Annotated in this window: 12 protein-coding genes; 4 read left to right on the forward strand and 8 right to left on the reverse strand. The window is 74.7% G+C overall.

The window, feature by feature from the left end:
- Positions 1 to 604, forward strand: a 604-nt coding sequence (locus ABZW03_RS25420; RefSeq protein WP_355262585.1) for a hypothetical protein, incomplete at its 5' end; no start/stop codon positions are given.
- 317 nt (positions 605 to 921) lie between these two features.
- Positions 922 to 1,275 (forward strand): hypothetical protein, encoded by a 354-nt coding sequence (locus ABZW03_RS25425; RefSeq protein WP_355262588.1) that lies wholly within the window; start codon positions 922 to 924, stop codon positions 1,273 to 1,275.
- On the opposite strand, the gene ABZW03_RS25430 is transcribed toward ABZW03_RS25425, so the two are convergent.
- The 8 genes from ABZW03_RS25430 to ABZW03_RS25465 form a co-directional block, all read right to left on the reverse strand.
- Positions 1,244 to 2,212: an ADP-ribosylglycohydrolase family protein gene (locus tag ABZW03_RS25430; RefSeq protein WP_355262591.1), complete on the reverse strand. Its 969-nt coding sequence runs from the start codon at positions 2,210 to 2,212 to the stop codon at positions 1,244 to 1,246. The genes ABZW03_RS25425 and ABZW03_RS25430 overlap by 32 nt on opposite strands.
- Positions 2,209 to 3,048 (reverse strand): ammonia-dependent NAD(+) synthetase, encoded by an 840-nt coding sequence (gene nadE / locus ABZW03_RS25435; protein WP_355262594.1) that lies wholly within the window; start codon positions 3,046 to 3,048, stop codon positions 2,209 to 2,211. The genes ABZW03_RS25430 and nadE overlap by 4 nt, the downstream gene beginning before the upstream one ends.
- Before the next feature lie 66 nt (positions 3,049 to 3,114).
- Complete coding sequence (gene ftsH / locus ABZW03_RS25440) at positions 3,115 to 5,280, reverse strand: ATP-dependent zinc metalloprotease FtsH (protein WP_355262597.1); 2,166 nt, start codon at positions 5,278 to 5,280, stop codon at positions 3,115 to 3,117.
- 196 nt (positions 5,281 to 5,476) lie between these two features.
- Entirely contained in the window at positions 5,477 to 6,031 is a 555-nt protein-coding gene (locus ABZW03_RS25445) for a DsbA family protein (RefSeq protein ID WP_355262615.1), read from the reverse strand.
- 249 nt (positions 6,032 to 6,280) lie between these two features.
- Positions 6,281 to 7,897, reverse strand: a complete 1,617-nt coding sequence (locus tag ABZW03_RS25450; RefSeq protein ID WP_355262600.1) for an alpha/beta hydrolase — start codon at positions 7,895 to 7,897, stop codon at positions 6,281 to 6,283.
- A gap of 555 nt (positions 7,898 to 8,452) precedes the next feature.
- Entirely contained in the window at positions 8,453 to 9,163 is a 711-nt protein-coding gene (locus ABZW03_RS25455) for a DUF6461 domain-containing protein (RefSeq protein ID WP_355262603.1), read from the reverse strand.
- A gap of 244 nt (positions 9,164 to 9,407) precedes the next feature.
- Positions 9,408 to 10,643 carry a glycosyltransferase gene (locus ABZW03_RS25460; RefSeq protein WP_355262606.1) on the reverse strand — a complete coding sequence of 412 codons (1,236 nt, stop codon included), beginning with the start codon at positions 10,641 to 10,643 and terminating at the stop codon, positions 9,408 to 9,410.
- A 414-nt stretch (positions 10,644 to 11,057) separates the two neighbouring features.
- On the reverse strand, positions 11,058 to 11,621 hold the full coding sequence (locus tag ABZW03_RS25465) for a TetR family transcriptional regulator (RefSeq protein WP_355262609.1): 564 nt from the start codon (positions 11,619 to 11,621) through the stop codon (positions 11,058 to 11,060).
- 173 nt (positions 11,622 to 11,794) lie between these two features.
- Here ABZW03_RS25465 and ABZW03_RS25470 point away from each other — a divergent pair, with 173 nt between their 5' ends.
- Entirely contained in the window at positions 11,795 to 12,952 is a 1,158-nt protein-coding gene (locus ABZW03_RS25470) for an MFS transporter (protein ID WP_355262618.1), read from the forward strand.
- On the forward strand, positions 12,949 to 13,341 hold the full coding sequence (locus ABZW03_RS25475; RefSeq protein ID WP_355262612.1) for a nuclear transport factor 2 family protein: 393 nt from the start codon (positions 12,949 to 12,951) through the stop codon (positions 13,339 to 13,341). The genes ABZW03_RS25470 and ABZW03_RS25475 overlap by 4 nt, the downstream gene beginning before the upstream one ends.
- Positions 13,342 to 13,689: the final 348 nt, after the last annotated feature.

A 13,689-nucleotide genomic window follows, 5' to 3' on the forward strand; every position in this document is an offset into this window, starting at 1 on the left:
GGCCGCGGGTGACGCCGCGGCCGCGGCCCCGCCCGCGGGCGCCGCGATCGTCACCGGCCCCGGCCCGAAGAGCGGTTACGACGTCCAGCCGCAGCCCGCGCCGGGCAGCTGCCACTACCGCTACACCGCGGACCGGCAGCCGCTGCCCGACCCCGGCTGCACGCCGGGCGCGGTGAGCCCGGCGGTCAGCCAGGCCAATCTCAAGGACACCATCTGCAAGCAGGGCGGCTACACCTCGACCATCCGCCCGCCGTCGAACATCACCGGCAAGGAGAAGGCCGAGAACGCCAGGTCGTACGGCTACGACGGCCCGATGGGCGACGCCGAGTACGACCACCTGATCAGCCTCCAGCTCGGCGGCGACCCCAACGACCCGCGCAACCTGTGGGTCCAGCCGCCCTCCCCCGGCCACGTCCCGGGCAAGGGCCCGAACAATCCCAAGGACGCGGTGGAGAGCCACCTGCACACCGCGATCTGCAAGGGCCAGGTCACCCTGGCCGCCGCCCAGCAGGCGATCGCCGCCGACTGGACCACCGCCGAGAGCAGGCTGGCCATCCGCTCCGGCGCCGCCCCGACCGCCGAGCCGGACGCCGACGGGGACTGACGGACCCGGCCCTCACGGTCCCGCCGGAAGGCTCAACGGCCGGGCACCGCACCGTCGTTGAGCCCGATCACCGGACCGGCCGGGTGGCCGGCAGCCCGCGAGGCGAGGCAGCCCGTCCTGGAGCGCGGTGGTCGGCAGCACGGCGGTGAGCAGGTTGCCGTCCAGGCCCCGCCCCCGGACGCCACCGCGAGCCGATCCACCGTCATCGCCCCATCCCCCGCGCCCCCTCGGCCGACCGCCGCCCTCTATGGGGCCGGCCCCCTTGCCGCTACCGTAGCCAGCCACATGAGCAGGCCGACACCGGGGGGACGGACGCAGTGGCACGGACGGGGATCAAGGGCCTGGGCAGGGAATCGGCGGACCTACGGGCCGGGGCGGTGTTCGCCGTGCTGACGGTGGCGATCGACGGCTTCCTGCTGTCCCGGATCTGGCGGTGGGCCGGGGAGCAGACGCCCGAGGAGCACCACACCGCGGTGGTGCAGACGATGTGGCTCCTCGGCGTCGTCGGGTTCACCGTGCTGCTCGGCGCAGCGGTCGCCGGCGACCGGTCGACCCCGCAGCGCCGCTGGCGCCTCGCGATGCTGGGACCGCTCCTCTGCCAGCTGCTGGTCCCGGCGGCCCTGATCGTGTACTTCCTGGTCAACCCGCCGGAGATCCACATCCCCTGGTAGGCCTCTTCTGACATCCAGTCAATTGTTCAGAAATCTCGACGAGTTCGCGCGCCCGGAGCACCCGCCCGCCGAACCCGGGCAGCTTCACGTGCAGCGGTCCGGTCCAGCGCTCCGGGATCGCCGCCAGTCCGTACCGGGCCCCGGCCAGGCCTCCGGTGACGGCGGCCACGGTGTCGGTGTCGCCGCCGAGGTCGACCGCGGCGCGCAGCGCCTGCTCGAAGCCGTCGGTGGTGCGCAGCGCCCACACCGCCGAACCGAGGCAGGGCCAGACCGCGCCGTTGGCCTCGGTGGCGCGCCCCGGGTGCCAGTCGGGGGCGAGGACGGTGGCGTAGCGCTCGCGGTGGTCGGGGTCGACGTGGGCCAGCACGGCGGGGAGTCCGGCCAGCGGGTCGGAGCCGTCGAGTGCGAGCCGGACGAGCTCGTGGAGGATCGCCGTGCCCTCCCAGGCCGCCCGGTCCCCGTGGGTCAGCGCCGCGATGCGCCGCGCCGCGTCCATGGTGGCCTGCCGCCCGGCCCGGGCGAAGGCGACGGCCGAGGTCGAGGCGCGCATCAGGGCGCCGTTGCCGGCGGCGCGCAGCGTGGTGCCGGCGTGCGCGGCGGCGGCGAGGTCCCAGGGCAGGCCGCTGGTGAGGACGGCTTCGGTCTGGAGGCCGATGTCGTGCGGGTCGGCGGCGGCCCAGCGGCGGAACCGGTCGAAGAGGTCCGGGAGGTCCAGGCCGCCTTGCTCGATCAGCGAGTCGGCGACCAGGACGGCCATCTGGGTGTCGTCGGTGGCCTCGCCGAGTTCCCAGCCGCCGCCCGCGACCAGGTCACCCGGGGTGTCCGGGAAGCGGGCGGAGAAGGCGCCGGCCGGGCCGAACTCGTAGGGGGCGCCGAGGGCGTCGCCCACGGCGGCTCCGAGGACGGCCCCGGCGGCGCGCTCCTCCGGGCCGGTCATGCCACGGGCGGGACGACCGGGAGGTTGCGCTTGTGCTCGGTGCGGCGGTAGTGGCCGAGGACGGTGCGGAAGACGTCCTCGCTGACCGGCAGGCCCTCCAGGAAGTCGTCCAGGGCGTCGTAGCTGACGCCGAGGGCGTCCTCGTCGGGGCGGCCGGGGGCGAGGTTCTCCAGGTCGGCGGTCGGGGTCTTCTTGACCAGCTCGGCCGGCGCGCCCAGCACCTCGGCGATCGCCCGCACCTGGCGCTTGGTCAGGCCGGACAGCGGCATCACGTCGGCCGCGCCGTCGCCGAACTTGGTGAAGAAGCCGACGGCGGCCTCGGCGGCGTGGTCGGTGCCGACGACCAGCCCGCCCTTGGCGCCCGCCACCGCGTACTGGACGACCATCCGCTGGCGGGCCTTGACGTTGCCGCCGACGAAGTCCTCGTGGCCGCGGTCGCGGTAGGTCAGGCCGGCGGTCTTCAGGGCGGCGAGCGCGCCGTCGGTGGCGGGCTTGACGTCGACGGTCAGCACCTCGTCGGCGCGGATGAAGCCGAGCGCGAGCTGGGCGTCCGCCTCGTCCGCCTGGACGCCGTACGGCAGCCGCATCGCCGTGAAGGTCACCTGGTGGCCCTCGGCCCGCAGCCGCTCGACGGCGAGCTGGCAGAGCCGCCCGGCGGTGGTGGAGTCGACGCCGCCGCTGATGCCCAGCACCAGGCTGCGCGCGCCGGAGCTCCGGACCTGGTCGGCCAGGAACTCCACCCGGCGCTCGGCTTCCCGCGCGGGGTCCGGCACGGGCGCGACCCCGAGGGCACGGGCGATCTCCCGCTGGACGTCGGCGGGCAGGGGCTCGGTCATTCCGACTCCTCGGGACGGTGGGTACGTGACGCGATCACGAGGATACGACCACCGTCTCCGCGGCCGTCACGGGCGGGGGGCCTCGCCCGGTTCCGCCGGCCCGTCCGGCCCCCTCGGCTCCCCCGGCCTGTCCGGCCTGTCCGGCCCGTCCGGCTCCCTCGGCCCTTCCGGCTGCCCCGGCCCGTCCGGCTCGCCCGGCTTGTGCAGCGAGACCGGCGGCCGCGGTCCCGGCGCCGGGTGCGCCAGGATCTCGAGCACCACCCGGCCGTCCACCGTCTCCTGGGCGACCAGCAGCGCCGCCAGCTCGTTCAGGTGGTGCCGGTGCTCGGCGAGCAGGTCGAGGGCCCGCCGTTCGGCCCGGCGCAGCAGTCGGGCCACCGCCTCGTCCACGGCGTGCTGGGTCTGCTCGGAGTACGGGCGGCGCAGCAGGTCCTCCGGGTTGTCGCCGAGGTAGTGCGGGGTGCCGCTGGAGTAGCCGACCGGGCCGAGTTCCGGGGAGAGGCCGAACTCGCGGACCATCCGGGTGGCGACCGAGGTGGCGTTGGCGAGGTCGTTGGCCGCGCCCGTGGAGCCCTCGCCGAAGACCACCAGTTCCGCCGCCCGGCCGCCGAGCTGGACGGTGAGCAGGTCGGTCAGGTAGCCCTCGCTGTACAGGTGCCGTTCGGCCTCGGGCAGCTGCTCGGTGGCGCCGAGGGCGACCCCGGCCGGGAGGATCGTCACCTTGGCGACCGGGTCGGCGTGCTCGCACAGCGCGGCCATCAGCGCGTGCCCGGACTCGTGCACCGCGACGGCCTGCCGCTCCTCGGGCAGCAGGGCGTTGGAGGACTCCCGGCGGCCGAGCAGCACCCGGTCGCGGGCGGCGTCGAGGTCGTCGGCGGTGAGGACGGCCCGGTCGGCGCGCACGGCGTTGATGGCGGCCTCGTTGACCAGGTTGGCGAGGTCGGCGCCGGAGAAGCCCGGGGTGCCGCGGGCGAGCCGCCCGAGGTCGACGTCCGGGCCCAGGGTCTTGCCGCGGGCGTGCACGGCGAGGATGGCGGCCCGCTCGGCCTGGTTGGGCAGCGGGACGGTGACCTGCCGGTCGAACCGGCCCGGGCGCAGCAGGGCCGGGTCGAGGGCGTCCGGGCGGTTGGTGGCGGCGATGACGACGATGCCGGTGCTCTGGTCGAAGCCGTCCATCTCGGCGAGCAGCTGGTTCAGGGTCTGCTCGCGCTCGTCGTTGCCGCCGATCCGGGTGCCGCCCGCCCGGCGGCCGCCGACGGCGTCGATCTCGTCGATGAAGATGATCGACGGCGCGCGTTTGCGGGCGTCGTCGAAGAGGTCGCGGACCCGGGAGGCGCCGACGCCGACGAACATCTCCACGAAGCCGGAGCCGGTCACCGAGAGGAACGGCACCGAGGCCTCACCCGCGACCGCCCGGGCGAGCAGGGTCTTGCCGGTGCCGGGCGGCCCGACCATGATCACCCCGCGGGGCCCCTTGGCTCCGGCGGCGGCGTACCGCTCCGGGCTGCGCAGGAAATCGACCACCTCGCTGACCTCCTGCTTCACGCCCTCGTACCCGGCCACGTCGGCGAACCCGGTGTTCGGCCGCTCGGCCTCGATGATCTTGGCCCGGGACCGCCCGATGGCGCTCAGCCCGCCGCCCAGCGAACGGGCGGCCATCCGGCCGGACCAGAGGAAGAGCGCGCCGAAGACCAGCAGCGGCAGGAACAGCAGCAGGGTGGACCAGACCGAGCCGCCGCCGCTGCTCCGGCTGCCGGTGACGGTCACGTCGTGCGCGGAGAGCGCGCTGCTGAGCTGGGAGGTGTCCAGGGCGGTGGGGATCTGGCTGGTGAACTTGGTGCCGTCCTTGAGCGTGCCGCTCACCCCGCCGGTGTCGCTGACGTCCACGGTCTGCACCTGGCCGGCGTTGACCCGGTTCAGGAAGTCGGTGTAGCCGTAGCGGGTGCCGGGCTTGCCGGGGTTGGAGAAGAGCACCAGCAGGAGCAGCGTCACCAGCACGGCGACGGGCAGCAGCCAGCGGCGCCAGGAGGGCGGTGGGGGCTTGCCCGGACCGCCGGGGGCCTGGTTGCGGCCCTGGTTGCGGCCCTGGCCCGGGCCCGGCCGTTGGCCCCAGCCCTGGCCGGGGCGTGGGCCGGGTCCGGAACCGGACCCTGGGCCGGAACCTGGGCCGGGGCCGGGGCCGGGTGGGGTCTCGGGGTGACGGGCAGCGCGCAGCCGGATTCGTGCGATCATCCACGCTCACCGCCTTCTCGGGAGGCCGGACAGCCTCCGCCCCTCCATGGTCGGACGCTCCGCGCCCGGACGGGAGCCCGAAGGGGGTGGCAGCGGTCCACCCGGGGGAGAACCGCCCGTCGGCGGGGCGTCGGCCTCGCCGGGCGGGCGGGTCCGGATCGACGGGTCCGGGCGGCGGCCCGTCGGCCGGGGTGGGTCAGGAGAAGTCGAGCCCGCCCGTCCGGGTCCGCTTGAGCTCGAAGAACTTCGGGTACCCGGCCAGCAGCCGCACACCCTCGAAGACCCGTACGGCGTCCTCGCCGCGCGGGATGGCGCTCAGCACCGGGCCGAAGAAGGCCACGCCGTCCACGTGGATGGTCGGCGTGCCGACCTCCTCGCCGACCGGGTCCATGCCCTCGTGGTGGCTCCTGCGCAGGGCCTCGTCGTACTCGGTGCTGTTCGCCGCCGCCGCCAGCTCCTCCGGCAGGCCCGCCGCCACCAGCGCCTCCCGGATCACGGTGTCGTCGGCGGCCCGGTCCTGGTCGTGCAGCCGGGTGCCGAGCTCGGTGTAGAGCGCGCGCAGCACCTGCGGGCCGTACTGCTCGGCGGCGGCGATGCAGACCCGCACGGGGCCCCAGCCGGTGGTCATCAGGCGCTGGTAGCGCTCGGGCAGGTCGGTGCGGCCCTCGTTGAGCACGGACAGGCTCATCACCCGGAAGTTCAGGTCGAGTTCGCGCTGGCGCTCGACCTCCAGGATCCACCGGGAGGTGATCCAGGCGAAGGGGCAGACGGGGTCGAAGTAGAAGTCGACCTTGACGGTGTCGCTCTTGACGGTGTCGCTGTCGGGCTCGTGGCTGCGGTCGAGGAGCCGGGCGGGCGCGCTGTTCGTCACATCGTTCGTCAGATCAGTGGTCACACCGGAGAGGCTAGTGCCCGAGTGGCCCACGCTCCAGGACCAATCAGTGGCCACCCCAGTGGGCCACTTCGCCGTCCGCCGACCCGCCGCCGCCCCGTCGGCTCCTCAGCCGCACGTCGTCCCGTCCGCCGGCACGGTGCCGTCCAGCAGGTAGGCGTCCACGGTCCGCTTCAGGCACGGGTTGCCGGTGTTGTAGCCGCCGTGCCCCTCGCCCTGCAGGGTGACGGTGACGCCGACGCCCGCGCCGAGCTGCTGCGCCATCGTCCGGGCGCCCTCCACCGGGGTGGCCGGGTCGCCGGTGGTGCCGACCACCAGGACCGGGGCGGCGCCCGGCGCGGCGACCTCCGGATGGGCGGCCTTGCCGGGGACGGGCCAGCCGGTGCAGCCGGTCAGGGCCCAGGCGGTGAACGGGCCGAACACCGGGGAGGCGGCCCGGAACTGCGGCAGCTGCTGTTGCACGTCCTGGTCGGAGTAGCGCTGCCGGGCGTCCACACAACTGATCGCCCGGTTCGCGGCGTTCAGGTTGGTGTAGTGCCCCTGGGCGTCGCGCCCGTTCAACCCGTCGGCGAGCAGCAGCAGCGTGTCACCGGTCCCGTGCTCCATCGCCTCGGTGAGCCCGGCGGCCAGCGCGGGCCAGGTCTCCTGGCTGTACAGGGCGCCCGCGATGCCGGTCACCGCCAGGCTCTCGGTGAGCTGCCGCCCCTCCTTGGTGGGCAGCGGCGACTGCTCCAGCTGTTGCACCAGTGCCGCGACCTTCGCGGTGCCCTCGTCACCGCCCGCGCCGGTCGGGCAGGCCGCCCCGGCCTGGGTCGCGCAGGCCTTCATGAAGTCGCCGAGGGCGAGTTGGAAGCCCTGCGCCTGGCCGAGCGCCGTCTGCTGCGGGTCCTTGGTCGGGTCGACCACCGAGTCCAGCACCACCCGGCCGACCTGCTGCGGGAACAGGTGGGCGTAGACGCCGCCGAGCTGGGTGCCGTAGCTGATGCCGAAGTAGGAGAGCTTCCGGTCGCCCAGCACCTGCCGCATCAGGTCCAGGTCGCGCGCGGCGCTCTCGGTGTCCACGTACGGCAGCACGGCGCCGGAGTTGCGCTCACAGGCGGCGGCGAAGCGGGCGTTGCCGTCGTCCAGCTCCTTCACCTCGCCGGGAGTCTCGGGGGTGCTGTCGGCGGCGGTGGCGGCGTCCATCGCCCGGTCGTCCAGGCAGGTCACCCCGGCGCTGGCGCCGACCCCGCGCGGGTCGAAACTCACCAGGTCGTAGCGGGAGTTGAGGTCGGCGTAGGTCGCGGCGAAGGCGGGCAAGGTGGCCACGCCGGAGGCTCCGGGGCCGCCGAAGTTGAACAGCAGCGAGCCGATCCGGTGCTGCTCGTCCTTGGCCCGGCTGCGGATCAGCGCGAGGTCGATCGTGGTGCCGTCCGGTTTGCCGTGGTCCAGCGGGGCCTTGAGGGTGGCGCACTGCCAGTCGGCGGCGGGCGCGGTGCCGTTGCCCTGGGCGCTGGTGGGGGCGGCGCAGGCGTGCCAGTCCAGGTGTTGGGCGGCCGGTCCGGTGGCGGACGATCCGGTGACGGCCGGTTCGGAGGCGGTGCCGGTGGCCGGGCCGGTGCCGGTGGCCGGGGAGGTCGGCGCGGGTTCGGCGGCGGAGGAGCCGTCGCCCTGGCAGCCGGTGGCGGCGGTGAGCAGCAGGACGGTCAGGCCGAACGCTCCGGCGCCGCGGGCGACGGTGTGCATGGGGCGGGTCCACCTCTCGGTCGGCCGGGCACCCCGGCGCGCGGTCTCGGGCCTGCCGGACGCCCCGGCGCTCGACGGGGGCGGCGTGCGCCCGGCGCGCGGTTCGTCGACGCACCACAGACCCTAGGGGCCGGAGCCCTCCGACGCCCTACGGGGACCTCCGGACGGGGGGAGTGCGCCGAACCGTCTGCCACCGGCCGAACGGGTGCGGGGCCGATCCGCTCGGACGTCTCCACGTCCGCGTTGGGTCTGCCCCCTGCCGATCGGCAGGGGGCAGACGGGAATCGCCCCTCGGGAACCTCCCGATCGGCACATGTGCGACAGGCCGGCGGCACGCAAGGATGACGGCCATCGGGACCCCGCCGGTGGTCCCCGGAAAGGAGCCCTGCCGTGACCGCCCGTTTCCTGCCGTTCCCGTACGTGCCGCCCCTGTCCTCGCCGTCCCTGTTCCTGCCGTACCTGTTTCTGCCGTACCTGTTCCTGCTGTACCTGGTCCTGCCGTTCGCCCTGTCCGGCCGCTGCGCCCCGCACCTCCGGGGTCGTCGGCGCGCCCCCTCAGCGCAGCACCAGGTCCGGGGTTCCCCGCACCGCGTACGCCGGCAGGCGCAGCCCGCCGAGGGCGGCCCGGGGCAGGCTCAGCCCGAAGCGCCGCTCCACGGCGCCGAGGGTGCGGCGTCGGGCCGTCCCGTCGGCCTCCCCTCCGGGGGCGCAGGAGGTCACGCCGTCGGCCTCCAGGACTCCGGCGGCGACGAGGTCCGGTACCAGCAGGTCCGGCTCCTGGCCCCAGCGCCAGCGCTCCTCGCCGAGGCCGAAGCCGCACAGCACCGCGCCGTCCCGGGCGTAGTCGAGCAGGGCCGGCCGCTGCTCCGGCATCGGGCGGAAGTGCACCACCTCGGCGCCGTCGCGCGCTATCTCGGTGAGCAGTTCGCCGCCCGTGGAGTCGCCGTACTCGATCGCGAACGACCAGCCGGCACACGTGCCGACCCGGATCACACCGTCACCGTCGTCACCGGGGCGGTAGACCTCGATCTCCAGGTGCCGGATCTCGGCGTCGCTGATCGGCTCGGTCGCGGTGGCCGGGTCGGCGCCCATCCGGCGGGCGAGTTCCTCGGGCGTGATCCCCCGGGCGAAGACGACCCCACCGGGCACACCGTCCGGGTCGGGGCCGCCCGTTGACGATCGGCCGCCGCCCTTCCGGCCGATCTCCGCGAGCCACCGGATACCGTCGCCGTGCTGCCCCGGTCCCCCGTGCGTGCCGTCGGTCATGCCGCCCTCCCCTCGCGCGTGGTCTGCGGTGACCGGGCGCGCTGGTGGGCACCCTAACCGACCCGGCCGACACCCGGCCTCCGGTCACCGGATCACCGCCGGAACCGGCCGCGCTCGGGCCGACAACCGTCCCTGACCGATCGGAAGGAGACCGATCCGGACTCGAACTCACCTGCCCCGCGCCGCCGTTCACCCGGCACCCGGCGCCGCACGACGCACGAAGCACCGGAGACTCACCGGACGCTCATCCGGACACGGCGGGCACCTCCTGTCCCACCGCCTCGAACAGCAGCTTCGCGGCCACCGTCGCCCCGTCGGTGCGGATGCCGCGGGCCACGGCCTCCGCCCGTACCCGGGTCTCGGGCGCCAGGGCGGCGGTGAACGCGGCGGAGAGCGAGTCGACGGTCGGCGTGCGGTCGAGGTGGGCCACTCCGATGCCCAACTCGGCCACCCGGGCGGCCCAGTACGGCTGGTCCGCGATCAGCGGGACGACCACCTGAGGCACGCCCGCCACGGCCGCGGTCGTCGTGGTGCCCGCGCCGCCGTGGTGGACGACGGCCGCCACCCGACGGAACAGGGCCTGCTGGTTCACCTCGCCGACGACGTGGCAGTCCTCGCCGCCGTCGATCGGGGCGAGCCCGGCCCAGCCGCGGCCGAGGAGCACCCGGCGGCCGTGTGCGCGGCCCGCTTCGACGGCCACCCGCGCGATGCCCTCCGGGGCGTACGCGGCCATGCTGCCGAAGCCGACGTACACGGGCGGTTCACCGGCGTCCAGGAACGCCTCCAGGTCGGCCGGGAGCGGACGCTCGTCGGGCAGGATCCACGCCCCGGTCGGCACCACGTCGAGCTCCGTCATGCCCTCCGACGGGCACAGCACCGGGTCCGCCGCCAGCCACGGCCGGCCGGTGAAGACGTGGTCGCGGACGTTCTCCACCGGCGGCAGCCCGATCGCCACCCGGTGGCTGTTGAGCGCCTCCCCGTACAGCGCGTTCACCCGCTGGGCGTCCTGCTCCCACAGCTTCTCGTAGTCGGTCTCGTCCTCCGGGGAGGGCGTGCCCGGCCGCCGCCCGGGCCGGTGGTGCCGCGAGGGCAGTCCGAAGACGTGGAAGCAGGCCAGCACGTAGGGGAGGCCGAACTTCTCGGCGACGTCCCGGGCTCCGGCCGGCATCAGGCCGGTGGCCAGCACCACGTCGCAGCCCTCGGCCGCCGCGGTCAGCGTCTCGAACCGCGCGGCGACCAGCTCGCGGGCGAGCCGGAACGCGTCCTCCGTCGTCGGCGGCTTCGGCCCGGCGACCACCGAGTGCACCGAAGGACCGAGCGGCACCAGCGGCACCCCGACCCGCGCCAGCAGCGCCGCGAACTCCTCGTCCGGCGGCGCACACACCCGCGCCTCCGCTCCCAGCCCCCGCAGCGCCGCCGCCAGCCCGGCCAGCGGCTCGACATCTCCGCGCGATCCCCACGACGTCATCAACACACGCATGACACGACTCCCGTTTCCGCAGGTCAATGGCCTTACGGCCGGGATTCTGCGCCACAACGGGGGGCTTGCCGCAAGCCCCGGGTCACGCTATAGCTTGATAGTGGCAAGGGAATTGACTCCCCTTGCCCTTTCCTTTGGCCACCGGGTCCCACCCCCTCCCCCAACCCCGCCGACCCGGAGCAATCCCCCGGCCGCAGCCCAGCCACCCGGGCTCCACCCACCTGCATCCGCCCCGCGCCGCCCACGACACGAGCCACCCGACGCGGCCACCGCACCCCCGACAGCGCGAGATCAACCCCGCCCCCGGATGGCCCACCTCCCTCCGGCGAGCCCCGGCCGCACCCGCACTACCACGCCCGCAGCACGAGCACCCCAGGGCAGCCCTCCCCGACCAGCTCGCGGGCGGGGGTCTACCTAGGTGTGATCGGGGCGGGGGAGGGCGCGGACGGCACGGGAGATGTCGGAGCGCAGCCGGTCGAGGTCCTCGTCCGGGCCGAGGATCATGCGGCGTACCTGGGGCATGGCGAGGCTCCAGCCGACCAGGCCGAGGGCGAGGAAAAGGCGGGTGCGTGGGTCCTCGTCGCCCTCGGTGGTGCGGACGGCCCGGAGCTTGTCCTCGTAGTGGTTCCTGCGCGCGTCCTCCCCGGGGACGGCACCGTCTCCCCGTTCGAGGGCCTCCCACAGCAGCAGGCGCAGGGCCTGCGGGTGGGCGCGGTGGTGGTCGAAGAGGCGCTCGGCGTAGGAGGCGAGGTCGTCGTCCCCGGGCGGGACGGCTTCGGCGAGGTCGGCCATGAGGCGTTCGAGGACGGCGGCGAAGAGGCCGTCCTTGTCGCCGAAGTAGTCGTAGATCGCCCGCTTGTTGGCCTGGGCGGAGGCGGCGATGCGGTCCACGCGGGCACCGGCGACGCCGTGGGCGGCGAACTCGGCGGCCGCCGCGGTGAGGATGCGCTCTTTGGTTGCTGTGGAGTCGTACGCCATGGGGTGATGGTAGCCGGGCGGTAACGAACCAGTTCGTTTGACGGGCGGGCAACGGTCTGTCAGTCTCGGTCCAGTCGTTCCGAACCATCTAGTTCGTTCGGTTGGAGTGTCCCTTGCTGTCCCGACCCGAATCACCCCCAGCCCTCGCCTCCGGGCGCAGGCTGCCACTGCTGATGGCCCTGGCCTGCGGCGTCAGCGTGGCCAACGTCTACTTCCCGCAGGCCCTCACCCCGCTTGTCGCCGACGCCTTCGCCATCACCCCCGACGCCGCCGCCGGGGTCGTCACCCTCACCCAACTCGGTTACGCCGCAGGGATCTTCCTCCTCGTCCCGCTCGGCGACCGCCTGCCCCGCCGCCCGCTGACCACCGTCCTGCTCGCCGTGACGGCCTGCGCCCTGCTGGCCGCCGGACTCGCCCCCACCGCCGGCGCCCTCGTCGCGGCCGGCGCCGTGGTGGGCGTCGCCACCGTCGTGCCGCAGCTCCTGCTGCCCCTCGCCGCCGGCCTGGTCGCCCCCGAACGGCGCGGCTCCGTCATCGGCACCCTCCAGGGCGGCCTGATCGGCGGCATCCTGCTCGCCCGCACCTTCGGCGGCGTCCTCGGCGAACACCTCGGCTGGCGCGCCCCCTACCTGGTCGCCGCCGCACTCACGGGCCTGCTCGCCCTCGTCCTCGGCCTCGCCCTGCCCTCCGTCCCGCCCGTCACCCGCGACCGCTACCCCACCCTGCTCGCCGACACCCTGCGCCTGCTGCGCACCGAACCCGCCCTGCGCCGCTCCGCCTCCTACCAGGCCACCCTCTTCGCCGGATTCAGCGCCGCCTGGACGGCCCTCGCCCTCCTGCTCACCGGCCCCCACTACCGGATGGACGCCCAGGCCGTCGGCGTCCTCGCCCTCATCGGCGCCGCCAGCATGCTCGGCGCTCCCGCCGCGGGCCGCCTCGTCGACCGCGACGGCCCCGACCGGGTCACCACCTGGTGCCTGGCGGCCGCGCTCCTCGCCGCGGCCGTCCTCACCACCGGCACGGAGGGCGGCCCGCTCGGCCTGGTCGCCCTCGCGGCGGGGCTCCTGCTGCTGGACGTCGCCGTCCAGTGCAGCCAGGTCGCCAACCAGGCCCGCATCTTCGCGCTGCGACCCGAAGCCCGCAGCCGCCTCAACACCGCCTACATGACCTGCTCGTTCCTCGGCGGCAGCGCCGGCTCCTGGCTCGGCGTGCGCGCCCACGCGCTGCTCGGCTGGCCCGGGGTCTGCGCTCTCCTCGCCCTCGCCGCCTCCGGCGCGCTCGCCGTCCACCTCGCCCGTCCGTCCGTCCCTCTCAAGGAGTCCCTGCGATGACCTTCCCCGCCATGCCCACCGCCGTCCTGCAGTTCTTCCGCGCCTCCCAGGAGGGCGACGCCACCGCCTGGGCCGCCGCCTTCACCGAGGACGGCGTCTTCCACGACCCCATCGGCACGCCCCCGCTCACCGGCCGCACCGCGATCCACGACTTCATCGCCTCCGTCCTGCCCGGCTTCCACCCCTTCCTCGGCCTCACCCCCCTCGAAGCCCACACCGTCGGCCACCACGTCGCCGTCTCCTGGCGCGGCGCCGCGGTCACCCTGGACGGCCGACCCGTCAACTGGTCGGGCATCAACATCTACGACCTCGACGAGCAGTCCGGCCTCATCCGCGAGGCCAAGGCCTACTTCAACAGCGCCCTCTTCCGCGCCCAACTCACCGCCTGAACCCACCTCCCCCGCCCTCCTGCCCACCCCGGGCAGGAGGGCACCCCCCTGCCGACACCTCGATCCGGCAATCCCCCACCACCACGACCCCACAGGAAGTCGGCCTCGCCGACTTCCCACTCCAACCCACCCCCAACCCCTCACAGACAGGACCGCTGCACGAAAAGTCGACCCCACCGACTTCCCGCGCCACCCCCCTCGCGGCCGTGGCGCGTCTCCATGTACGGCCCGCCCCGGGTGTGGGTGCTCGTGAGGGAGTGTCATGAATCAGGTGGACACCCTGATCAAGGGAGACACTGATGAGCTCGCTGACGGATCACCGGATCGGGTCGGTTCCTGACGGGTCGG

The sequence above is a fragment of the Kitasatospora sp. NPDC004799 genome (assembly GCF_040609095.1).
In the GTDB taxonomy this organism is placed as follows: domain Bacteria; phylum Actinomycetota; class Actinomycetes; order Streptomycetales; family Streptomycetaceae; genus Kitasatospora.

What these genes read in the sequence shown, in the direction of transcription:
- ABZW03_RS25430 (WP_355262591.1), bottom strand. Translation starts at nt 2,212, where the DNA reads ATGACCGGCCCGGAGGAGCGCGCCGCCGGGGCCGTCCTCGGAGCCGCC.
- nadE (WP_355262594.1), bottom strand. Translation starts at nt 3,048, where the DNA reads ATGACCGAGCCCCTGCCCGCCGACGTCCAGCGGGAGATCGCCCGTGCC.
- ftsH (WP_355262597.1), bottom strand. Translation starts at nt 5,280, where the DNA reads ATGATCGCACGAATCCGGCTGCGCGCTGCCCGTCACCCCGAGACCCCA.
- ABZW03_RS25450 (WP_355262600.1), bottom strand. Translation starts at nt 7,897, where the DNA reads ATGCACACCGTCGCCCGCGGCGCCGGAGCGTTCGGCCTGACCGTCCTG.
- ABZW03_RS25455 (WP_355262603.1), bottom strand. Translation starts at nt 9,163, where the DNA reads ATGACCGACGGCACGCACGGGGGACCGGGGCAGCACGGCGACGGTATC.
- ABZW03_RS25460 (WP_355262606.1), bottom strand. Translation starts at nt 10,643, where the DNA reads ATGCGTGTGTTGATGACGTCGTGGGGATCGCGCGGAGATGTCGAGCCG.
- ABZW03_RS25465 (WP_355262609.1), bottom strand. Translation starts at nt 11,621, where the DNA reads ATGGCGTACGACTCCACAGCAACCAAAGAGCGCATCCTCACCGCGGCG.
- ABZW03_RS25470 (WP_355262618.1), top strand. Translation starts at nt 11,795, where the DNA reads ATGGCCCTGGCCTGCGGCGTCAGCGTGGCCAACGTCTACTTCCCGCAG.
- ABZW03_RS25475 (WP_355262612.1), top strand. Translation starts at nt 12,949, where the DNA reads ATGACCTTCCCCGCCATGCCCACCGCCGTCCTGCAGTTCTTCCGCGCC.